General features: G+C 70.9%; 20 protein-coding genes. 12 read left to right on the forward strand and 8 right to left on the reverse strand.

What is annotated here, in order from left to right; all coding sequences use genetic code 11:
• The first annotated feature begins 44 nt into the window (after positions 1-44).
• On the forward strand, positions 45-1058 hold the full coding sequence (locus tag OF380_RS08575) for a bifunctional riboflavin kinase/FAD synthetase (RefSeq protein ID WP_264050346.1): 1014 nt from the start codon (positions 45-47) through the stop codon (positions 1056-1058).
• A 7-nt stretch (positions 1059-1065) separates the two neighbouring features.
• Here the strand turns inward: OF380_RS08575 and OF380_RS08580 are convergent, their stop codons facing one another.
• The gene (locus OF380_RS08580; RefSeq protein ID WP_404810558.1) at positions 1066-1629 is read right to left on the reverse strand and encodes a YcgN family cysteine cluster protein; all 564 of its coding nucleotides are present in this window, start codon (positions 1627-1629) and stop codon (positions 1066-1068) included.
• Between the two features lie 402 nt (positions 1630-2031).
• On the opposite strand from OF380_RS08580, the gene OF380_RS08585 reads away from it, so the two are divergent.
• The 3 genes from OF380_RS08585 to OF380_RS08595 all read left to right on the forward strand — a co-directional run bounded on the left by OF380_RS08585 (position 2032) and on the right by OF380_RS08595 (position 5633).
• A complete protein-coding gene (locus tag OF380_RS08585; RefSeq protein ID WP_264050347.1) occupies positions 2032-4275 on the forward strand; it encodes a transglycosylase domain-containing protein in 2244 nt (747 codons plus the stop codon).
• Between the two features lie 147 nt (positions 4276-4422).
• Positions 4423-5040, forward strand: coding sequence for a DUF1214 domain-containing protein (locus OF380_RS08590; protein ID WP_264050348.1), 618 nt, complete (start codon positions 4423-4425; stop codon positions 5038-5040).
• Positions 5037-5633: a DUF1254 domain-containing protein gene (locus OF380_RS08595; RefSeq protein WP_264050349.1), complete on the forward strand. Its 597-nt coding sequence runs from the start codon at positions 5037-5039 to the stop codon at positions 5631-5633. Before OF380_RS08590 ends, OF380_RS08595 begins: the two co-directional genes overlap by 4 nt.
• A gap of 6 nt (positions 5634-5639) precedes the next feature.
• Here the strand turns inward: OF380_RS08595 and OF380_RS08600 are convergent, their stop codons facing one another.
• Positions 5640-6467 carry a hypothetical protein gene (locus OF380_RS08600; protein ID WP_264050350.1) on the reverse strand — a complete coding sequence of 276 codons (828 nt, stop codon included), beginning with the start codon at positions 6465-6467 and terminating at the stop codon, positions 5640-5642.
• Positions 6468-6487: 20 nt separating this feature from the next.
• Positions 6488-6700, reverse strand: a complete 213-nt coding sequence (locus OF380_RS08605; RefSeq protein WP_264050351.1) for a hypothetical protein — start codon at positions 6698-6700, stop codon at positions 6488-6490.
• Positions 6701-7183: 483 nt separating this feature from the next.
• On the opposite strand from OF380_RS08605, the gene OF380_RS08610 reads away from it, so the two are divergent.
• Both OF380_RS08610 and gshB read left to right on the forward strand, forming a co-directional pair.
• Positions 7184-7477 (forward strand): hypothetical protein, encoded by a 294-nt coding sequence (locus tag OF380_RS08610; RefSeq protein ID WP_264050352.1) that lies wholly within the window; start codon positions 7184-7186, stop codon positions 7475-7477.
• Between the two features lie 76 nt (positions 7478-7553).
• A complete protein-coding gene (gshB, locus tag OF380_RS08615; protein ID WP_264050353.1) occupies positions 7554-8504 on the forward strand; it encodes a glutathione synthase in 951 nt (316 codons plus the stop codon).
• Between the two features lie 168 nt (positions 8505-8672).
• On the opposite strand, the gene OF380_RS08620 is transcribed toward gshB, so the two are convergent.
• Positions 8673-10217, reverse strand: a complete 1545-nt coding sequence (locus tag OF380_RS08620; protein ID WP_264050354.1) for a cation:proton antiporter — start codon at positions 10215-10217, stop codon at positions 8673-8675.
• Between the two features lie 66 nt (positions 10218-10283).
• On the reverse strand, positions 10284-10793 hold the full coding sequence (locus OF380_RS08625; protein WP_264050355.1) for an OsmC family protein: 510 nt from the start codon (positions 10791-10793) through the stop codon (positions 10284-10286).
• Between the two features lie 190 nt (positions 10794-10983).
• Between OF380_RS08625 and OF380_RS08630 the strand changes: the two genes are divergently transcribed.
• Both OF380_RS08630 and OF380_RS08635 read left to right on the forward strand, forming a co-directional pair.
• Entirely contained in the window at positions 10984-11865 is an 882-nt protein-coding gene (locus OF380_RS08630; protein ID WP_264050356.1) for a cell envelope integrity EipB family protein, read from the forward strand.
• Between the two features lie 212 nt (positions 11866-12077).
• On the forward strand, positions 12078-12653 hold the full coding sequence (locus OF380_RS08635) for a PilZ domain-containing protein (protein WP_264050357.1): 576 nt from the start codon (positions 12078-12080) through the stop codon (positions 12651-12653).
• 45 nt (positions 12654-12698) lie between these two features.
• On the opposite strand, the gene OF380_RS08640 is transcribed toward OF380_RS08635, so the two are convergent.
• Positions 12699-14003 carry a flavin monoamine oxidase family protein gene (locus OF380_RS08640; RefSeq protein WP_264050358.1) on the reverse strand — a complete coding sequence of 435 codons (1305 nt, stop codon included), beginning with the start codon at positions 14001-14003 and terminating at the stop codon, positions 12699-12701.
• Between the two features lie 317 nt (positions 14004-14320).
• On the opposite strand from OF380_RS08640, the gene OF380_RS08645 reads away from it, so the two are divergent.
• Positions 14321-15037 (forward strand): sulfate transporter family protein, encoded by a 717-nt coding sequence (locus OF380_RS08645; RefSeq protein ID WP_264050359.1) that lies wholly within the window; start codon positions 14321-14323, stop codon positions 15035-15037.
• 174 nt (positions 15038-15211) lie between these two features.
• Positions 15212-16351 (forward strand): complex I NDUFA9 subunit family protein, encoded by a 1140-nt coding sequence (locus OF380_RS08650; RefSeq protein ID WP_264050361.1) that lies wholly within the window; start codon positions 15212-15214, stop codon positions 16349-16351.
• A gap of 88 nt (positions 16352-16439) precedes the next feature.
• Here the strand turns inward: OF380_RS08650 and OF380_RS08655 are convergent, their stop codons facing one another.
• Positions 16440-16823, reverse strand: coding sequence for a nuclear transport factor 2 family protein (locus OF380_RS08655; RefSeq protein ID WP_264050362.1), 384 nt, complete (start codon positions 16821-16823; stop codon positions 16440-16442).
• A 325-nt stretch (positions 16824-17148) separates the two neighbouring features.
• Between OF380_RS08655 and gltX the strand changes: the two genes are divergently transcribed.
• Both gltX and OF380_RS08665 read left to right on the forward strand, forming a co-directional pair.
• Positions 17149-18495, forward strand: a complete 1347-nt coding sequence (gene gltX, locus OF380_RS08660; protein WP_264050363.1) for a glutamate--tRNA ligase — start codon at positions 17149-17151, stop codon at positions 18493-18495.
• A gap of 112 nt (positions 18496-18607) precedes the next feature.
• Entirely contained in the window at positions 18608-20536 is a 1929-nt protein-coding gene (locus OF380_RS08665) for an ABCB family ABC transporter ATP-binding protein/permease (RefSeq protein ID WP_264050364.1), read from the forward strand.
• A gap of 12 nt (positions 20537-20548) precedes the next feature.
• Here the strand turns inward: OF380_RS08665 and OF380_RS08670 are convergent, their stop codons facing one another.
• A complete protein-coding gene (locus OF380_RS08670; protein ID WP_264050365.1) occupies positions 20549-22102 on the reverse strand; it encodes a LysM peptidoglycan-binding domain-containing protein in 1554 nt (517 codons plus the stop codon).
• Between the last annotated feature and the right edge of the window lie 102 nt (positions 22103-22204).

The following is a 22204-nucleotide window of genomic DNA, read 5'->3' on the forward strand; positions in this document are numbered from 1 at the left end:
GGTTCCGCCGCCACAGCCCCGACCCCGCGAACGCCCGAGATCCGATGCCGTCTGGCGACGAACCCGCCGTCCCGTCCGCCGCATCCCCGCGCGCGCGACCCTTCACGATCTGCCGCGCGGACGAGGCGGTGCCTCCGGCCATCGCGGGCGCCATCGCGGCGATCGGGAATTTCGACGGGGTGCATCTCGGTCACCGGGCGCTGATCGCGGCCGTGCGCGAGACCGCGCGGGCGGCCGGGCGTCCGGCGGTGGCGCTCACCTTCGAGCCGCATCCGCGCGCCTATTTCGCGCCGCACCTGCCCATGTTCCGCCTCACCGACGCGCAGGCCAAGGAGATCGTCTTCGCCCATCTCGGTCTCGACGGGCTGATCGTCCGGCGCTTCGACGCGACGCTGGCGGGCACCGGGGCGCGGGATTTCGTGGAGGGGCTGCTGGTGCGTGACCTCGGAGTGGCGGGCGTCGTCATCGGGCACGACTTCCATTTCGGCCGGGGCCGAGAGGGCACCCCGGCGGTGCTCGCCGCGCTCTGCGCGGAAGCGGGCCTGAGCTGTCGCGTCATCCCCCCCGTCGCCCTCGACGCAACTGCCGAGCCGGTCTCGTCGAGCGCCATCCGGGCGGCTCTGGCCGAGGGCGTGATCGCACGGGCGAACGCGTTGCTGGGCTACCGCTGGTTCGTCTCGGGCGACGTGCGCCACGGCGACAAGCGGGGGCGCACCCTCGGCTACCCCACCGCCAACGTGGTGCTCTCCGATTGCGGGCTCGCCCACGGCATCTACGCGGTCCGGGTGCGTCTGCCCGATGGCGCCGTGAAGGACGGGGTGGCGAGCTACGGCCGGCGCCCGACCTTCGACGATGGGGCGCCGCTCCTCGAGGTCAACCTGTTCGACTTCGCGGGCGACCTCTACGGCCAGGCGATCGCGGTGGAATTCCTGGGCTACATCCGGGGCGAGGAGCGTTTCGACGGGGCGGAGTCCCTGATCGCCCGCATGCATTGCGATGCGGCGGAGGCCCGCCGGATCGTCGCCGAGGATCCCGTCCCGTCGATGTTCGAGGCCTGAGGCCCGCTCAGTCCGCGTCGTCCTCGGTCTCTGGCGTGCGGTTGGGCCAGGTCACGATCCGGTCGAGGAGCTCGTCGGCGGTAAACTCCTCCTCGTTCCCGGAGACCCGGCCGCGCACGGAGATGCCGGCCTCGTGCACGCTGGCCGCGCGACCCGAGACGAGAGGGTGCCAGTCGTGGAGGTCCCGGCCCTCGCGGACCAGGCGGTAGGCGCAGGTCGGCGGCAGCCACGGGATCGTGCGCACCGCCTCCGGCGTCAGGCGCACGCAATCCGGCACCCGCTTCTGGCGCCGGGCATAGTCGCGGCAGCGGCAGCCATGGCCGTCGAGCAGCGTGCAGCCGACATCGGTGTGGTAGACCTCCGCCGTGTCCTCGTCCTCCAGCTTGAGGAGGCAGCAGCGGCCGCAGCCGTCGCAGAGGCTCTCCCACTCGGCAGGCGACATCGCCTCCAGGCTCTTCGTGCGCCAGAAGGGTTCGGCGGTGCCGGTGGGATCAGGGCGCCGCGTCGCGGGCGGCACTGTGTCGGGGAAAGCCTGCGGCGTCGGGAAACGCGCGGCCGAGCGGTCCCGCATGGGGAACACCTTGGGCTGGAAGCGGCGAGGGATCCGGGTGAACCGCCCCTGTGCCGCAACGGAACGCGGGGAGCAAGCGTTGCCGGCTCCGGGGCTGACGGAAAGTCAAGGCCGCCGCGCCGCCGGCCTGCCCCAATCCGGCGTCAAGGTTAAGAAGAGGTTGTTGCCTGGGGCGGCGGGACGCCGGCTCCGGAGGCGGCGTTCTCCTCAACGAAGCCTCGCGGCGGGATGCAGGGCTTGCTAAGCAGGTGTCGGGGACGTGGTCGCCAGTCTTGCGGCAGAAACCCGCGTCACGGCAAAACGCTGAGCCGGGTGACGCGTTGGCCTGGGGATGCGAACCGGCTTAGGATCGGCGGGCCCGGCGACGTGCCGGATCCGGGTGCTCGAAGGACTGGAATACAGGTGCGCCTGCCCAAAGCGACCTCGATCACCACGCGCATCAAGCGTGCCGCCCTCGGCTTCGACGCCTGGGTGAATGCGAGCCTGTACGACAGTGGCCGCTCGGCGGGAGAGACCTACGAGCGCTTTCAAGAGCGCATGAACGTCTTCGCCGTGCGCGGCTGGAAACGCGTCGCCCTCGACCTGACCAGCGAAGGCGTGACGATCGGGACCGCCGGCGCCGTGCTGATGCTGGCGCTCGCCCAATCCGCCTTCAACCAGACCAGCGACAACTGGCTGAAGGCCCAGGATCTGGCGGTGACCTTCCTCGACCGCTACGGCACCGAGGTCGGACGGCGGGGCATCAAGCACGACGACTCGCTCAAGCTCGACGACTTCCCCGACATCATGATCAAGGCCCTGGTCTCGACGGAGGACCGGCGCTTCTACGAGCATTGGGGCATCGACCCGATCGGCACGGCGCGCGCGCTTGTCTCGAACTCGCGCGGCGGCGGCAACACCCAGGGCGGCTCCTCGATCACGCAGCAGCTCGCCAAGAACCTGTTCCTCACCAACGAGCGCTCCCTCGAGCGCAAGATCAACGAGGCGTTCCTGGCCCTCTGGCTCGAGAGCCACCTCAGCAAGAACGAGATCCTGAAGCTCTACCTCGACCGGGCCTATATGGGCGGCGGCACCTTCGGCGCCGTGGCGGCGGCGGACTACTATTTCGGCAAGCCGCTCAAGGACATCACCCTGGCGGAGGCCGCGATGCTCGCCGGCCTGTTCAAGGCGCCGACGAAGTACGCCCCCCACGTGAACCTGCCGGCGGCGCGCGCCCGCGCGGCCGACGTGCTGCACAACATGGTGGAGGCCGGCTTCGTCACGGAGGGGCAGATCCAGACGGCCCTGCGCAACCCCGCGACCCCCGTGACCCGCACCCGCGACATCACGGCCGATTACTACCTCGACTGGGCGTTCGGCGAGATCAAGCAGATGGCCGATGCGGGGCGCTTCCGCAGCGACCGGGTGCTCACCGTAAAGACGCCCCTCGACCTCACCATCCAGCGCCGGGCCGACGAGGTGGTGCAGGGGACCCTGCGCCGCCTCGGCGACCAGTACGAGGTGGACGAGGCCGCAATGGTGATCCTCGATCCGGACGGGGCGCTGCGCGCGATGGTCGGCGGCGCCGATTACGGCGAGAGCCAGTTCAACCGCGCCACCGATGCGCTCCGCCAGCCCGGCTCGTCGTTCAAGCCCTACGTCTATGCCGCCGGGCTCGCGGCCGGCCTCTACCGGCCCGATACCCGCGTGGTCGACCGGCCTGTCTGCATCGGCAACTGGTGTCCGCAGAATTACGGGCGCTCCTTCTCGGGGGCGACCAGCCTCACCGTGGCGGTGGCCAAATCCATCAACACCATCCCGATCCAGGTCTCGATCGCGCTGGGCAAGGCCATGGGCATCTCGCACGAGGCCCGGGCGGCGGCGGCTGGGCGCAAGAAGATCATCGAGACGGCGCATGCCATGGGCATCACCACGCAGCTGACCGACTCGGTCTCGCTTCCCATCGGCTCGGCCGAGGTGAACGTCATCGATCAGGCCGCCGGCTACGCCGTGTTCGCCAATGGTGGGCGCAAGGCCAAGCCCTACGCGGCGATGGAGGTGAAGAACTCGTCCGGCGAGGTGATCTACCGCCACGCCGACGAGCGGGTGGAACAGGTGCTTTCCACCCAGGTGGTCGGGGACATGAACTTCATGCTCACCAAGGTGGTGGAGGAGGGCACGGGCAAGCGCGCGGCCCTGGAAGGCATCAAGGTGGCAGGCAAGTCCGGCACCACGAACGCCTATCGCGACGCCTGGTTCGTCGGCTACACGGGCAATTACGTCGGCGCCGTCTGGTTCGGGAACGACGACCACACCTCCACCAACAAGATGACCGGCGGATCGCTGCCCGCCATGGCTTGGCACGACGTGATGGAGGTCGCTCACCAGGGTATCGAGCTCAAACCGATGCCCGGCCTCAAGGATCCGGGTCGTGCGGTGGCCCAGTCGGGGCCGAGTGCCGCGCCCGTCAATGCAGCGGCGAGTGCGGCCGGCAAGCTCTCGCGGCGCTCCTTCGAGGTCATCGGTGCGATGAACGGCCTGTTCCGTCAGGTGGAGAAGGCCTCCGAAAAGGCCGTCGAGAAATCCTCCGCGTTCCGTCCGGCGCGCGTGCCGGGCGCCGTCGCGGACGGGACGCGGGCGGTCGACGGCCGCATCGGCACGCCGTAACCGACACGCATGCGCATGAGATTGGCCGAAACGGTCGCGCGGTTGCGCACCCCGACCCGAACCCCACCGCCCGAGGCCCCACGCGCGGGTCCCGGCCCTCAAGGCCCCAAGGGGTTCGGCTCCGAGCAACTCGGGTCCGGCCGACACGTGGCCGCTGCCCTGCGCGGTGGAATCCGGCGGGCCTCGACCGTCACGCTGGTCCTCTACGCCCTGGCGCTGGGCGCCGGGATCGGACTTGCCACCGCCGATTACGCCACCCGGGGCGGCTATCCCTTCGGGGGCGTGCGAGTGGGCGCCTGGACGGCCTGGCCCCGGGTCGGGGCGCCCGGCGCCGACCCTTATGCCCGCGCGGTCAATGCCCGGCGGGGCGAGATCCCCCTGACGATCGGAGAGGGCATGCTGCTCACCGCCGACCAGGACGATGCCGGCCGGCCGCTGGATGCGGCCTGCTCCTACACGGTGGCGGGCGTGACGCCCCCCGCCCGGGCCTGGACCGTGACGGTGGCGGGGCGGGGTGTCCGCGATCCGGGCTCCGTGCTGACGCGCGTAGGGTTCACTGCCACCGAGATCCTGCGCGAGACCGACGGTCGCTTCGTGATCGCGCTCTCGCCCGATGTGCAGCCGGGCAACTGGTTGCCGATGCCGCGCGCTCGGGGCCCCGTGCGCCTGGCCCTGCGCCTCTACGACACCCCCGTGGCGGCGAGCGCGGGCAACCTCGACCGCTCGGCCGTCCCGGCCATCACCCGCACCGGATGCGCCGCATGAGCCCACGCGGACGCTTTCTCCTGGCGACCCTGTCGGGACTGGTGCTTGCCGGCCTCGTCCATGTGGGCGTGGTCCTGCTGATCCCGCGCCTGTCGGAGGCCGATGCCCTGTCGCGGGCACGCTCCAGCGAATCGCTCGACCATCCGATGCCGGTGAGCACCGTGGCCGGCGGCGAGGCACCCGCCGCCGAGGATGGGCTTTCGATTCCCGACCCCGCCGTGGCGGTGGGGCTCTGCGCCTACGACCTCACCGAGGGCCCGATGCGGGTCTCCGCCCGCACGGGTCCGCTCATGATGTCGCTGGCCGTGCACGGGCGCCGGGGCGCCTTCTACGCGGTGACCGACCAGGCGGCGGTGCGTGGCGCCCTCGACCTCGTGGTGCTCACCCGCACCCAGTACGACGAGGCGCTGGCCAATGCCGACGAGGACGAGGTCAGCCATGACGTCCGCATCGTTGCGCCCGACACCCGGGGCTACGTGGTGGTGCGGGTGATCGCGGGGTTGCCGAGCCAGCGCCCGGCCGCCGACGCGGCGGTCCAGGCCGTTTCCTGTACCGTCGACAGCCCGGCCGACGAGGCCAAGCCCGGCGGCTGAACGGGTTCAATACTTCGCGACGATCGGCTTCGCGGCGACCGTCTTACGAACCGTCTCGACTTCCACCTCCGGCACGAGGCCGCAGCGGACCTCCGCCTCCGGGGGGACCAGAGGGTCGAGGAGGGGACGGCGGCCGTCGAGGGCCGCCAGCGTGCGTTCCGCCAGCACGGCCTCCGGTCCGGGCGCCTCGATCAGCAGATGCTCCAGGGCGTAGCGATAGCCGGCGGCGCGCAAGCCCGTCTCTAGGCGGACCCAGGCGATCAGACAGCGATTCTCGGCTACCCGCATGGCGGCGTGGTGGATGTCGTGGTCATCCAGAGTCTTGACGAAGGGCAGGCTGCGCAGGCGCAAGGCATCGGCCTCCTTCACCCGCGCCGCCAGCGCAACGAATTGCGGGATCAGCCGGGCATCGGTGCCGATATCCTCCGACAGGCGTCGATAGCGCGAGACCGGCGAACGGAAATCCTCCCCCATCAGCGTATCGTGGTAGGCGGATGGATCGGACGGGCGCCAGGCGGGCGGCAGGAGGCGGCTTCGGGTGAGGTTGGCCAGTCCGTCGGTGAAGGCGTCCCGCCCGGCCGCCGGCATCAGGAAGCGCCAGGCCCGGTCGCGCAGGATCCGCTCCTCATCCGTGAAGGGGAAATCCGAGGACGGCTCGTCGCGCCCGCGCGCGGCGAGGGTTCCGGTGGTGTCGATGAGGCTGTTCCAGGCGCCGGGCTTCGGACGGCCGAAATCTCCCTCCTGCGCGCACCCGGCCAGCAGGGCCAGCAGGACCAGGGGCGCTGCGACGGATCGGCTGGCGCGTGGGCGGCCGGCTTCGGAAGCGGGCGACATGCGGGTACGCGCCGGTCCGGTCAGGAGCGACGGCGCAGACGCGGCGGCGCGGCTTCGGTCTCGGGCATCCGTTCGTAGCGGATCCCCGTGAAGAACAGGATGGCGCCGCGGGGGGCGTCCGCATCCTGGCGGCGGAAGCGGCGGCCGGTGGCGGGGAAGGTCACGACGGTGGCCGTCGGACGCTCGGAAGGGCGCTCGTTGCCCCTCGTCTGTGGCGACCTGTCAGGGTTCATCGGCTCTGTTCCGATCCCATTCATCCTCTGGGGCGATCCGTCATCGGGGCTCGCCGCCCCCGCCTCCGGGCCGTACCGGCGTCGCGGGGGAGCCCTCGGACATCAGCACGGCGTGGTTAACGGAAAGTTGCCAGCGCTGCCGTCCGCCCTGTCCCTGTGGAGGCGCTTCAGACCGTGACATTCAGGCCACGCCGGGTCTTCCATGTGCTGGCGCGCCTTTTGCATGGGGGATGCTTGCCCATGGCGGGCATTTCCTCCCTTGCACTCGGCCCCGCTCGCCTGGCGAGCGGGGCTTTTTTGAGCGCGTCGACCTGGCTCCACCTGACGGGGCCGCGCCGTTGGCGGGAACACCCGGCGTCCCGGACGCTTGCTAAGGGCGGGGCGCGCCCGATATGCCGAGGTCCTCCGGGAAGAGGCCGACGCGACGTCTCCCCGCCCCATCCACCTCGAAGCCATTTCATCCCGAACGAAGGACGCCGCAGCATGCGCGTGTTGACCGCACGACCCACCCGCCCGGTCCTGGGCCTCCGCAAGGCCCTGACGGTCGCGCCGTTCGCCCTGCTGTTGCTGGCGGCGGGCCCCGCCCAGGCCCAGCGCGAGGATCAGGGCCTTCAACTGGGTTGCGCGAACGATTATTTCCGGCTCTGCGCCGGCGTCGATCCCAACAGCCAGGATGCCGAGCGCTGCATGGATCGCAACCGCTCGCGCCTCTCGCCGGAATGCAAGAGCGCCATCGGCGATTACGACCGGCGCACGGGCGGCAAGTCGCAGAAGTAGGTCGGGTCCGGGATGAAGGGCGGGGCCTCGTGCCCCGCCACGATCGGAGCCGGTTCCAGGACGGAGATGTGAGAGCATGGCCCTGACCGTCGCGGTGCAGATGGATCCGATCCAGGGGATCCGGATCGCCGGGGATACCACCTTCGCCCTGTTGCTCGAGGCGCAGGCACGGGGACACCGGCTCCTGCACTACACGCCCCACCGCCTGTCGATGCAGGGCAACACCGTCACCGCGCGGGTCGAGGCCCTCCGCGTGCAGGATGTCGAGGGCGCGCACGCGACCCTCGGTGCACCCGAGCGGATCGACCTGTCGGGTGTCGACGTGGTCCTGATGCGTCAGGATCCGCCCTTCGACATGGCCTACATCACCGCCACCCACATGCTGGAGCGCATTCACCCGCGCACCCTGGTGGTGAACAACCCTTCGGAGGTGCGCAACGCGCCCGAGAAGCTGTTCGTCCTCGACTTTCCCGAACTGATGCCCCCCACCCTGATCACCCGCGACAAAGCGGAGATCGAGGCGTTTCGGGCGGAGCACGGCGCCATCGTGATGAAGCCGCTGCATGGCCATGGCGGCGCGGCAGTGTTCCGGGTGCTGCCGGAGGACGCGAATTTCGGCTCGATGTTCGACCTGTTCTCGGTGACGTTCCGGGAGCAGTGGGTGGTGCAGCGCTTCCTGCCGCGCATCACCGAGGGCGACAAGCGCATCATCCTCGTGGATGGCGAGCCCATGGGTGCCATCAACCGCGTCCCGGCTCTCAACGACATCCGCTCCAACATGGTGCGTGGCGGGGCGGCGACGGCCTCCGACCTCACCGAGCGCGAGCGCGCCATCTGCGCCAGCATCGGCCCCGAACTGCGTCGGCGTGGCCTCATCCTGGTCGGCATCGACGTCATCGACGGCAACCTCACCGAGATCAACGTGACCTCGCCCACCGGTATCCGGGCGATCAAGCGCCTCGGCGGGCCGGATCTCGCGGTCTCGGTCTGGGACGCGATCGAGGGGCGCCTCGGCGTGGTGGGCTGAGGCGGGCACGAGGGGATGCGACGATGACCGTCACACGGGTGCCGGTCCCGTGCGCGGCGACGGACATCCGCAGCGCGCGGGATCACCAGCGGCGGGCCTGAGGCGTCCGCATTCGGCTATTCTGGCGATGCTTCGCAACGCGTCTGAAGCGCCGGGGCACCGCCCCCCTCACGTATCCCCTCGCGGCGTCGCGTTCATCTCGGCCCAGTCGAACTCCTCTTCCAGCACGTAATAGGCGTCGTCGCCGATCGCCCCGGAGCTGCGCAGGGCCAGCACCCGGTCGCGGGCGGCCTCGATGGCGCGGCGGCGGGCGGCGTCGGCTGGAAGGGCCTCGGCGGCAAAGCCGTTGTCGCGGGCCTCCGCCTGCTCGAGGGCGATGCGGAACTCCTCGCGAAGCGCCTTCGAGGGGGCGTCGTCCACATCCTCCAGGGTCTCCAGGGCGGCGCGGAACGCCTCGGTGCGGCCATGTCCGACCTCGCGCCCGACGGGGTCGTTATCCTCCAGCCCGAGACGGTTCAGGAGGAGGCGCAAGGTCAGCCCCTGGATGGTGAGCGTGCCGATGATGACGCAGAAGGCGGTCAGCACGATGAGGTCGCGGAACGGGAAGGCCGGGTCCCGCTCCGGCAGGGCCAGCGCCGTCGCGATGGTGACGATCCCGCGCATGCCCGCCCAGGAGACCGCGATGCCGGCGGAGAGGCCCCGGTCGCGGGTCTCGGATCCCTCGGCGCCGAGGCGGGCGAGGTGGGCCGTCGGCAGCACCCAGGCGAGGCGCACCACCACGACGGTGAGGAACACCGCCGCGCCGACGAGGGCGTAGGAAACCTGCTGCTCGTGGGTCAGCCGTTCCAGGATCGGCCCGATCTGCAGGCCGATCAGGACGAAGGCGAGGACATTGAGGACGAACACCGCCGTGTCCCAGACCGCGTAGGAGACGATGCGGGTACGGGGCGGGGTGTGGCCGGGGGCGATCCGCGCCACCGTGATCGCGAAGGTGACGACGGTGAGCACGCCGGAGAGGTGGAAGGCCTCCGCCCCGATCCAGATCCCGAAGGCGGAGACGAATTGCAGCACGATGACGCTCGGCGCGTCGGCCACCCGGCGCATGGCGGCGCTGTAGAGCAGCGCGAGGACCGGTCCGACGACGATGCTGCCGAGGATCTCGATGGCGAAGGCCGGTCCGACCTCCGAGAGCGCGAAAGTTCCGGTGACCGCGGCCGTGACACCGAACCGGTAGATCAGCAGCGAGCCGGCATCGTTGAGCAGGCTCTCCCCGCGCAGGATCGTGCTCAGGCGGTGGGGCAGGGAAACGTGGCGCAGCACCGAGAGGGCGGCGACCGCATCGGGCGGCGCCACCACCGCGCCGAGCACGATGCAGGCGGCCCAGGGCATGTCCGGCACGAGCCACTTCGCCACCACGGCGACGGCGGCGGTGGTGGCGATCACGGCCCCGAAGGCGAGGCCCGCGATGGGGCGCCAATGAGTGCGCAGGTCCCGCACCGAGGTGTCGTATCCGGCATCGAGCAGGACGGGGGCGAGGAACAGGGCGAGCGCCAACTCCGGGTCGAGCACGAGGTCGGGCACGGCCGGAACGAAGGCGAGGCCGATGCCGCCCAGCGCCAGGAAGACCGGGTAGGGAGCACCCACCCGGCGCGCGAGCCCCGCCAGGAGAACGGCGCCGAATAAGACGCCGACGACCCATTGGAAAATCATCATGCTGAGGAAAACACATCCTCGCCGCCCGGGGATCGGTCGCCCGGACGCAAAAACCGTCGTGCCAGATCAGGCCGGCGCGCGCGTCACCGAGAGCGCCGGCCCATGCCTCAGGGTCTGGAAGACCACGCAGTAGCGTTCGGTCAGCGTCAGGAGCTGGTCGAGCCGGTCCTGCGCGGCGTCGGTGTCGAGGGTGAAATTCAGGCGTATCACCCGGAAACCCACCGGCGCCTCGCGGTCGACCCCGAGGGTCCCGCGAAAGTCGAGGTCGCCCTCGGCGCTCACCGTCCCCGACCGGAGCTCCACGCCGATGGCGGTGGCGACCGCCTTCAGGGTCACGCCCGCACAGGCGACCAGGGCTTCGAGCAGCATGTCGCCCGAGCACAGCTCTGCGCCGGAACCGCCGGTGGCCGGGTGCAGCCCCGCCACCGCCAGCGCCCGGCCGGTCTCGACCTTACAGGCGATCGCGGTGTCGTCGAGGCTGCCCCGGGCGCGCAGGGTCACCAGGGCCGAATCCGGGGCGTTGCGGTAGCGGTCCTTGATCGGGGCCTGGAGGGAACGGAGGGTCTCGGCGTCCATCGGAATATCCTTCCCGAGAATGTTTTTCGTTCTTGTACCCTCGGATCTAGGGCGAGGCGTCCCGCGCGGCGAACCGGGGCCGGATCGAGGCCGGTTCCGGCATCGAACCTCGCGCGGGCGGGTGCGATGCCCTATCTCAGGGGGCCGGCGGGTGTTCGCACCGAGCCGTCCGGTCCTGTCAGGAGAGTCCATGCGTCGTTCAAGCGTGCTTGCCCGTGCGGTGAAGGCAACGGTCGGCATTCGAAGGGCCGCCGGCCCGGGTGTCGCCGCCGGCCTCCTGCTCGCGACCGCAGCGGGCGCCGCCGCCCCGATCAGTCTCGCCAATCACCGAGCGGTCTACGACCTCTCCCTGGCCGAGAGCAGCGGCACGCGGGCGGTGGAGAGCGCGCGCGGGCGCATCGTCATCGACTTCACCGGGGATGCCTGCAAGGGCTACACGATGCAGACCCGGCAGGTGACGGTGCTGGAGAGCGGCGAGACCGGGAGCCGGACCTCGGACCTGCGCAACACCACCTTCGAGAGCGGGGACGGCCGCAGCTACCGCTTCAAGACCAACACGGTGCTCAACGGCGCGCCGGGGCAGGTCGTGGACGGCACCGCCGAATCGGCCGCCGACCTCCTGAAGGTGAAGCTGAAGGAGCCCAAGCGCGACCAGTTCCAGGATGCGAGCCCGGTGCTGTTCCCCACGGTCCACATGCGCCACCTGATCCAGGCGGCCCGCGAGGGGCAGAGCACGGTGGCGGTGAAGGTGTTCGACGGCTCGGATGACGGACGTAAGGTCTACGACACCCTGGCGGTCATCGGGCGCCAGGCCACGGCCTCGGCGGACAAGGCATCCGAGCGCGACAAGCCACTGAAGGACGGATCCATGGCGACGATGCCGCGTTGGCCCGTCACCCTGAGCTACTACGTCCCCGGACAGGGCGAGCGCACCCCGATCTACGTGCTCAGCTTCGACCTCTACGAGAACGGCGTCAGCGGCGCGCTGCGGCTCAACTACGGCGAGTTCGCCGTGGTCGGGGATCTCACGCGCCTCGACACGATGCCGGCCGCCGGTGACTGCAACCCTTAAGGGTCGTACGTCGCCGAAGGTGCCTGTCCCCCGGTGGCGTGTGGCGCCGGGTCCGCTTCCGGGTTCACGTCTCCGAGAGGAGAGTAAGTCCTCGGCCGGTTGGGCTGTGTACGAACGCCGCGCCGCGCCTGGATGGATCGAATTGCGCCGATCCCTGCAAGGAAATGTCCGAGGAAAAGGATCTTAGGTCTGTCCGCAACTGCAGGACGGATATGGGCGGGTTACAGGCCACGACGCAGACCAAGCTGATCCTGCCTGCCCTGTGCTGGAATCGGTACCGGCCGGATTTCTATGCCGTCACCATGGACCTGTGCGCCATCGGCCTTCGCTTCGGCTCCGCGGTGGTGCCCGATCTCGGGGAGACGCTGACCTGCAGCATCCGGCACGCGGGCACCCTGGAGGCCCTCGTGATCGAGCGTGGCCGGTCGCAGTTCGTCGCCCGGGTACTCCGGGCCGAACAGTCGCTGCCCGCCACCGTCCGCCGCTTCCTCGACCTCGCGGGCGAGCAGAACACGGAGGCCCCGCGCCATCGGGTCGATCCGCGCTTCGTGCCGGATCGGCCGGACATCCTCGTCACCACCGCGTCCGGGGTCCAGGTGCCGGGTCGTCTCCTCAACGTCTCGGTCTCGGGAGCCGCCCTGCAGGTCGACATCCCCCTCGAACCGGGCATGCGGATCACCCTCGGACGCACGCCGGCCACGGTCGCCCGCTGCTTCGAGGACGGCATCGGCGCCGTGTTCCTGGCGCCCCTGGCGCGGGAGAGCTGCGGCCCGCACGTCACCCTGTGAGGCCGCGTCGCGGAACGCCGGGCTTCGGTCGTACAGGCCCGGCGATCAGGCCTTCAGCCGGTCGGCGACCGCGCCGCCGGCCCGCATGCCCTCGTCGTAGGCGCCCCCGGCGGTGCCCCATTGCAGGCGTGACAGGGCCTCGCCGGCGAACCAGACCCGGTCCGCCACCGGCGCCTGCAGGCAGGCCCGGGCGCCGGCATGGCCGGGGGGGACCACCGCCCAGGAGCCTCGCGCCCAGGGATCGTGCCGCCATTCGCTGACGGCGGGGATCGTCAGGTCGTGCAGGGCGCGGGCGCCGAAATGCGCCGTGAGCGTCGCGCGAACCAGGCGGCGGACTCCGTCTGGTCCGGCCCGGCGTGCGTCGAGGGCCGCCGCCATGGGTGCGTCGAGTTCGAAGAAGTGGAACGCGCTGCCGTCGATGCGGGTGAGGAGGCCCGGGCTCGCGTCACGTCCGCCGACGAGGCTCGCGAGCCGGTCCGCCCCCCGGAACGGGCAGGACGGCCAGTGCAGCACCGCGTGCTCGTAGATGCCGGTGCCGAAGCCCGCGATGGCCGCTGCGACCTCCGGAGGCAGGGCGGGCGTGAAGAGGGGCACGGCCCGCATCACCATGGTGGGAACGGTGACGATGACGGCCCGGGCATCGAGATGCATCCCGCCGGCCGATACGCGCACCCCCGGGCCGGACCAGTCGATGCCGGTCACCGGCGTGCCGAGGGCGATCGGCAGGCCCTGCGCGAGGCGGGCGAGGTAGGCGCCATAGCCGCCGGCGATGAAGTAATTGTCGCCGTACTCCATGCTGGGAAAGTCCTGGAGCGAGACCTGCGCCAGGGACTGGCCGGAGACGAGGCCGTGGACCCGCTCCACCCGCCGGCCCCAGGGGCCGAGGCCCGGCGGCAGGGCGGAGGCGGCCGGCCGGTCCGGTCCCTCCCAGGCCGCCTGCGTGCTCATCGCCCGGTCGGCCACCGCGAAGGCTCGCCCCAGGGCCGCCGCCTCCGCCGGGCGGCCCCGCCGGCGCCCGGCCCAGAGATGGCTTTCCTGCGCGGCCACCCGCAGGGGCTCGCCCCGCGCGGTCCCGAGCCCGACCAACGGGTTGATCGGCCCCGCATGCAGCCAGTGCCCGCCGAGGTCGACCGGATGCCCGCGCAAGGGAACGGTGACCAGCCGACCACCGACCCGCTCGCGCGCCTCCAGCACCGCCACGCGAACCCCGCGCGCCACGAGGCTCCGGGCCGCCGCGATGCCGGCGGCCCCCGCTCCGACGACGATCACTTCGGGCTCTTGGGGCAGGGGGCTCAGGCGTGGCGCGATGCTGGGGCGCCAGCCTTCATGCGCGGGGCGGGACGTCCTCATGGATGACGGGCTCGTTCCTGTCTCGGGGCGGCCATGGGCCTAGCAGAGGACCGGGCGGGGGAACACCGCGCGACGGATCGCAAATCCGGTCTCACGGGAGAAAACTCCCGCCCGCAGGGTCTTCGGGCTTCAGGGTCGCGCGGGTGAATCGCGGCTCCGATGGCCGACGCAGCGAACGAAGACACCCGGACCTGCCCTTGCGCCCACGCGCGCCGATCCCCAAAACCTGCCGGGACACGGTGCGCGCGGGGGCGACGCAGGCCGGTGTGTCACGATCCCCGACGACCCGACCGAATCGAGACCACAGGATATCCGGCATGCTCATCCAGGCCGCCTTCGCCGCCGTCCGGCAGGTATTTTCGCCGCCCTTGCGCGCGATCCTGTGGAAGTCGCTGGCGCTCACCCTGGGCATCCTCGTCGTGATCTGGTTCGGCCTGACGCGGGCAATCAACTGGTTCCTGTCCCAGCACCACCTCTCAGTGGATTACCCCTTCCTCGACACCCTGGCGGTGTTCTTCGCGGGGGCCGGCCTGTTCGTCGGCCTCGCCTACGTCATGCCGGCGGTGTCGATCCTGGTGGCGGGCTACTTCCTCGACGACGCGGCCGAGATCGTCGAGCGCACCGATTTCCCGAACGATCCGCCCGGCCTGGCGCTGCCGCTCGGCACCGCGATGCTCTACGCCCTGCGCTTTGCCGGCCTCGCCCTCTTGGTGAACCTCGTGGCGCTGATCCTGTTCTTCGTGCCCGGCGTGAACCTCGTGGCCTTCTTCGGCGCCAACGCCTACCTGCTGTCGCGCGAGTACTTCGAGCTCGCCGCCGGACGCTTCCGGCCGATGGCGGAAGCCGGCGCCATGCGCCGCCACTACGGCGGCACCACCCTCGTCGCCGGAATCCTGCTCGCCGGCCTCATGGTCGTGCCGGTGCTCAACCTCGTGACGCCGCTCTTCGGCATCGCCCTGATGGTGCATGTGCACAAGGGCCTGAGCCGCCGGACCCCGGTGGCCGGGCCGGGCGCACAGGCCCGCCTGCGCTAAGGCCGCGCCAGCGTACGGGCCGCCGAACAGCGTGGCTCGAATTTCACGCCGCGACCTCCCGTCCGCGATGGAAGTGTTCTAGATACGCTGCGACAGGCTTCAAGGACCGGCACCGATCCGGCCCCGCTCGGGGTTCGGCACGGCGCGGGGGCCGCTTTTCGAGACGCACGCGCGATGACCGGCTTCGAGACCCTTCCCCTGACCCGCCCCGCCTCGCAGCTCGTCACCGTCTTCGGCGGGTCGGGCTTCCTCGGCCGGCACGTGGTGCGGGCGCTGGCCAAGCGCGGCTACCGCATCCGGGTCGCCGTGCGCCGGCCCGACCTCGCCCTGTTCCTGCAGCCGCTGGGCAAGGTCGGCCAGATCGTCGGGGTGCAGGCGAATCTGCGTTATCCGGAATCGATCGCGCGCGCGGTCCACGGGGCGGATATCGTGGTCAACCTCGTCGGCATCCTGCAGGAGACCGGCAAGCAGAGCTTCTCGCAATTGCAGGCGGACGGAGCCGGCGAGATCGCGCGGGCAGCCGCCGCCATCGGCGCGCCCCTGGTCCACGTCTCGGCCATTGGGGCGGATGCGAACTCCCCGTCCCAGTACGCCCGCACCAAGGCGCTGGGCGAGGCCCGGGTCGCCGAGGCCGGCGGCTCCTTCGTGATCTTGAGGCCGTCGCTGGTCTTCGGGCCGGGCGACAGCTTCTTCAACCGCTTCGCTTCGCTGGCCCGCGCGCTGCCCGTGCTGCCGCTGGCCGGCGCCGAATCCCGCTTCCAGCCCGTCTACGTCGCCGACGTGGCCGAGGCGGTGGCCCGCGCGGTGGAGGGCCACGTGCCGGCGGGCGGGGTCTACGAACTCGGCGGCCCGGAGGTCGAGACCCTCGACGCCCTGGTGCGCTACATGCTCAAGGTCACGATGCGCAAGCGCGTGGTCCTCGGCCTGCCGCAGCCGGCGGCCCTGCTCCAGGCCCGCGCCCTGGAGATCGTCGACACCCTGACCCTCGGCCTGCTGCCGGACGCCCTCAAGCTCACCCGCGACCAGGTCATCCTGCTCCAGAGCGACAACGTGGTCTCCGAGGCCGCGAAAGCGGAAGGCCGCACCCTGGAAGGCATCGGCCTGCAGCCCACCGCCATGGAGGCCGTGGTGCCGAGCTACCTCTGGCGCTTCCGCAAGGCCGGCCAGTTCGCCAAGGTGCAGGAATACGAGAGCGCGATCCCCGAGACCCTGACGCCGAAGCCCTTCGTGCCGCGCAGCGGCAGCGGCCCGGCCCTGGGGCCGGATTCGAACGCCCCGAGCCGGATGGGGGTTCGGTGGGGCACGCGGGGGTGAGGCGAGCGCCGCAACCCGACATTCGCCGAGGGGCGCTCGCGCTGCGCCCGCGAGCAGGTGTTCGAGCTGTCGAGAAACCCGCTGCTGCTCAAAACATCCCGTTCGGATTGGCGGACGCCTCGGGCAGGACCTGCATCACGTCCCAATGTTCGACGATCTTGCCGCTGCCATCGAGCCGGAAGATATCCATGGCCGCATAATCGTGGTCGCCCGGCCAGTGCTGGAGACAGTGCAGGACAACCAGATCGCCCTCGGCAACCGCTCGCTTCACCTCGACCCGCTTGCCGGGCCACTCGCGTGCCATGCGCTCGAAATAGGCGATGAAGCCGTCCTTGCCGGTCGCCACATGCGGATTGTGCTGGATGTAGGCGTCGCCGACGTAGCGCTCGATGGCCTTGCGCGGTTCGCAGCCGTTGAACATCAACGCGTAGAAAGCGATCACGTTTGCCTTGTTCCGGGCAAGGTCCGCCATGCTGTCTCGCCTCCCTGAATGGCCGGCATCCGGCGAAGGAGCCCGCGTCTTCGATCGATCGGAATGTCGAGGGTCTGCTTGCGGCGGACACGTCGCCCCTCATGATGGCAGTTCACCGGACCGCCCTCCATCCCGCGCGGTCAATCCGGCCTCGCCCACGGATCCGGAAGCGGAGGCTCGCGGATGACGGGCCGGGTTTCGGCACCGGCAACGGCGCGAGGCTGGTCTCATCGATCCTGCAGAAGTCGTATGCCGCGAGAATCCGCGCGACGTGACGCCTGCGAGGGGTAGCGGGTGCCGGGGTCCGCGCCCTAAAAGACGCTCCATGACCGCCACCCCCCTCGTGCGCTTCGCGCCATCCCCTACCGGCTACTTGCATATCGGCAATGCCCGGCCCGCCCTGCTGAACGCCCTGTTCGCGCGTGCGCATCAGGGCCGCTTCCTGCTGCGCCTCGACGACACCGATGCCGAGCGTTCGACGCAGGCCTTCGCGGAGGCCGTGGCCGAAGATCTCGCTTGGCTCGAGATCGTGCCCGATCTCTTCGCGCGGCAATCCGACCGGGCCGCGATTTACGATGCGGCCGCCGAACGGCTCAAGGCGATGGGCCGGCTCTATCCCTGCTACGAGACGCAGGACGAACTGGAGCGCCGGCGCCGGCGCCAACTCGGGCGCGGCCAGCCGCCGATCTACGACCGCGCGGCGCTGGCCCTCACGCCGGCCGAGCGCACCGCTCTGGAGGCGGAGGGGCGCAAACCGCATTGGCGCTTCAAGCTCGACGCCCGCACCGTGGCCTGGCACGACCTCGTGCGGGGCGAGGCCACCGTGGATTGCGCCTCGCTGTCCGATCCGGTGCTCATCCGTGCCGATGGGAGCTATCTCTACACGCTGCCCTCCGTGGTGGACGACGCCGAGATGGGCATCACCCACGTGATCCGGGGCGAGGACCACGTCACCAACACGGGCGTGCAGGTGCAGATCTTCGAGGCGCTGGGGAGCGCGATCCCGGTCTTCGGCCATCACAACCTTCTGACAACGGCGGACGGGGAGGGGCTCTCGAAGCGTCTGGGCCACCTCTCGCTCCGGGGCCTGCGCGAGGCCGGCTACGAGCCGGCCGCCGTGCGCTCGCTCGCCGTGCTGACCGGGACGGCGGAATCCGTGCGCGCGGTGGCGAGCCTCGACGAACTCGCCGGATTGGTCGACCTCGCCCAGATCTCGCGGGCGCCCGCGAAATTCGATCCCCAGGAACTCGACGGCCTCAACGCACGCCTCGTCCACGCCATGCCCTATGCCGAGGTGGCTGACAGGCTCGCCGCCCTCGGTGTTCCCCCGGACGGGGCGCAAGCCTTCTGGGAAGCGGTGCGGCCCAACCTCGCCAAGGTCTCGGAGGCCGGCGACTGGTGGCGCGTGGTCGCCGGACCCGTGACGCCGGTCATCGGCGACCCGGCCTTCATCGGGGCCGCCGCCGCGCTCCTGCCGGCGGAGCCCTGGGACGGTGAGACCTGGAAGACCTGGACGGGGGCGGTCAAGGCCACCACGGGCGCCAAGGGCAAGGCCCTGTTCATGCCCCTGCGCCTCGCCGTCACCGGCCTGGAGCACGGGCCGGATCTCGGCGGCCTGCTGCCCCTGATCGGTCGCGCGGCCGTGGCCCGCCGGCTCGCGGGCGCGGGCTGACCCCAGCCCTTGCGGTGTGCGCACACCCGCCCCGCCGGCCCGGGTGGCTGTCGCGGGCGGGGTCGGGGCCTATATGCGGTCGAGATTTCCCGCACCCCGAGTCCCTGATCCGATGAGCACCGACCCCGCCTCGGCGGCCCCGGGCGGCCCCGAGCCGTCCGCGCGCCCCGGCCTCGTCGCCACCTATCGCCGCCTCTGGCCCTACCTCTGGCCCCATGGCCGGCCCGATCTGCAGCGGCGCGTCTTCCTCGCCTTCGGCCTCCTCATCGTCGCGAAGTTCGTGACGATGGTGACGCCCTTCACCTTCAAGTGGGCCACCGACGCCCTGGTGGCGCTGACCGACGCCAAGCCGGGTGCGGCCATCCCCACGGGGCTCTTCGCGGCCCCCATGCTGCTCATCGGCCTCTACGGCCTGTCCCGCATCCTGATGGCGGGGCTCACGCAGGTGCGCGACGGACTGTTCGCCAAGGTGGCGATGCATGCCGTGCGCCGCCTTGCGCTCCAGACCTTCGAGCACATGCACCGGCTGAGCCTGCGCTTCCACCTGGAGCGCAAGACCGGCGGACTGACCCGCGTGCTCGAGCGCGGGCGCGGCGGCATCGAGGAACTGTCGCGCCTGATGGTGCTGACGCTCGTACCGACCATCGTGGAGTTCCTCCTCGTCCTCGGCGTGCTCGCCTATGAGTTCGACTGGATCTACTCCGTCGTCGTGTTCGTGATGGTGGCCGCCTACCTCGCCTTCACCTGGAAGGCGACGCAGTGGCGCATCGAGATCCGCCGCCGGATGAACAATTCCGATACCGACGCCAACACCAAGGCGGTGGACTCGCTGCTCAACTTCGAGACGGTGAAGTATTTCGGCGCCGAGCTGCGTGAAGCCGAGCGCTACGACGTTTCCATGGCCAAGTACGAAAAGGCCTCGACGCAGACCTACGTCTCGCTGGCCATCCTCAACGCCGGTCAGGCGGTGATCTTCACCATCGGCATGACGGTCGTGATGTGGCTGGCGGCGCGCGACATCATGGCCGGGCGCACCACCATCGGCGGCTTCGTGCTGGTGAACACCATGCTGGTGCAGCTCTCGATGCCCCTGAACTTCATGGGCATGATCTACCGCGAGATCAAACAGGCGCTCATCGACATCGACGACATGTTCCAGATCCTCCACCGCAACCCGGAGATCGCCGACCGGGCGGGCGCCGCGCCCCTCCGGATCTCCGACGGCGTGGTACGGTTCGAGGACGTGCGCTTCGCCTACGATCCCGCCCGACCGATCCTCAAGGGCGTCAGCTTCGAGGTGCCGGCCGGGCGGACGGTGGCCATCGTCGGCCCCTCGGGGGCGGGCAAGTCTACCCTGTCGCGCCTGCTGTTCCGGTTCTACGAGCCGCAGGGCGGGCGCATCCTCATCGACGGTCAGGACATTGCCCAGGTCCGTCAGGCCAGCCTGCGGGCAGCCATCGGCATGGTCCCGCAGGACACCGTGCTGTTCAACGACACCATCGGCTACAACATCCGCTACGGCCGCTGGGACGCCACCGAGGCGGAGGTGCGCGCCGCCGCGTCGCTCGCCCAGATCGACCGCTTCATCTCCGCCCTGCCGGAGGGCTACGACACCCCCGTCGGCGAGCGTGGCTTGAAGCTCTCGGGCGGCGAGAAGCAGCGCGTCGCCATCGCCCGCACCATCCTGAAGGGGCCGCCGATCCTCGTCCTCGACGAGGCGACCTCGGCCCTCGACTCGTTCACCGAGCGCGAGATCCAGGATGCGCTGGACACGGTGAGCCAGGGCCGCACCACCCTGGTGATCGCCCACCGGCTCTCCACCGTCGTCAACGCCGACGAGATCATCGTCCTCGACAAGGGCGTCATCGTCGAGCGCGGCGACCATGCGGCGCTGCTGGAGCGGGACGGCGTCTACGCCGCCATGTGGAGCCGCCAGCGCGAGGCCGATGCCGCCCTGGAGGTCCTCCAGCGCAGCGAGGCGGCCGTGCCGCTCCCCGGAAGCCGGCTGGTCACCGCGCCGGAGCCGGTCCCGGCGGAGTAGGCCGCGCCGGCCTCAGCCCCGCGTGCCGTCCTGCGACGCCGGGCCCTCCGGGGGCACCACGAAGATCTGCCCCGGATAGATGAGGTCCGGGTTGCGGATCTGCGGTTGGTTGGCGTCGAAGATCACCGTGTAGCGGGTGCCCTTGCCGTAGATGCGCCGGCTGATCTGCCAGAGGCTGTCGCCCCGGATGATCCGCGCGGTGCCGATCTCGGGCACGAACACGGTCGGGCTCGCCTCCGTGGAAGCCGGCAGCCTCTCCGAAGCGGCGTCCGGGGGAGTGCCGGGGAGTGCCATCGCGGCGCCGGTCGCGGCGAGGCCCGCGCGGGCCGTCCCGGCCTCGGGCGGCGCGGCTGCCGGCCGCAGGGAGGCGGGATTCTCGGGCGTTCCCACCCGCGCGCGCGCGGCCGAGCGCGTCGGCGCGGTGGTCGTGGCCTCGCCCGACGCGTCCGACTGCCCCTTCGCGGGCGGTTTGATCACGGTGGCGGGGACCGCGAAGGCGACTTCGGAGCGGGCCTTCACCTTGCCGGAGACCGAATCGACCTGATCGACCCGGATGCGGTAATCGCCCGGCAGAACCCCCCGGCCGATGGTGAAGGCCACCCGCCCGTCGGTGCCGGCGCTGCCGGGCGCCACCAGGGTGTCGTTGAGGTAGAGCCGCACGGTGGCACCGGGCTGGGCCCGGCTCGTGACGTAGAGCTTGCCGCCTTCTTCGGCCTCGACGCTGACGATCTTGACGGGTGCCGCCTTCTCCGCCGCCGCGGCAACGGCCGGCTTCGTCCCGCCGCGCGGCCCGGGCGATCCGGCCTGCCCGGCCTGAGACGGACGCGGACCGGTTCGAGCGGCGTCGGCGGGCATGTTCGTTGCGAGCCGATCGCCGTCCGGCCTGACAGGACCGGTTCCGGCCGTGACGGGATCCGGCTGCGAGAGCACGATGGTGGGTCTGTCGGGAGAGGTCAGGGCGATGAGGGGCTTGGTATCGCGGCCGGGGGCGACCATCACCGCCACGCTGTCGCGGGAAAGCCGGACCTGGCCGTCGGCGCCCGCGACGCGCAGGGTGATCTCAGAGCTTCCGGCGGGGAGAGCCGGGGGTACGATGGCGAACTGGCCGGAGGGATCGACCAGCGCACGCGCAATCGGCACGGAGTCGCGCAGGAGTTCCACGGTGGTATTGGGCGCGGCTCGTCCCGCGATCACGGCCTCGCCGTTGGGCTCGATCCGGATGATGTCGAAGCTCGGCGCCTCGCTGTCCGTCGGCACGGTCGGACCGTGATCCGGTCCTGGCCGTGCCTCCAGGGCCGCCCGGGGCTTTCCCGCCGGTCCCGCCCCCTCCCCGGGACGGTTGCCGGGTGCTGCCGGGACGTTCGGAGCCGCCGGGGGCGGGGCTGCACCATCCGGGACGCCGAGCCCGGCCGGGGCTTCGATCCCGGTTGGAGCCTCGAGCCCTGTGGGGGATCCGAGACCGCGCTTGAAGAGCGTGCCCACAGCGTACAGGGTGACCACCAGGGCAAAGCCCGCCAGAAGCCCCGCGCAGGCGAGGACGATGCTCCGTCGCAACTCCGCCCTCATGACACGCCACTCCTTCGTCCACCGGTGCGGCGGTCGAAAACCCGCCGTGCGGGGTTCGGGCCCGTCGACAAACCGGCGATGGATGACGACATATTAACGAAC

Source organism: Methylobacterium sp. FF17 (assembly GCF_025813715.1).
GTDB lineage: Bacteria > Pseudomonadota > Alphaproteobacteria > Rhizobiales > Beijerinckiaceae > Methylobacterium > Methylobacterium flocculans.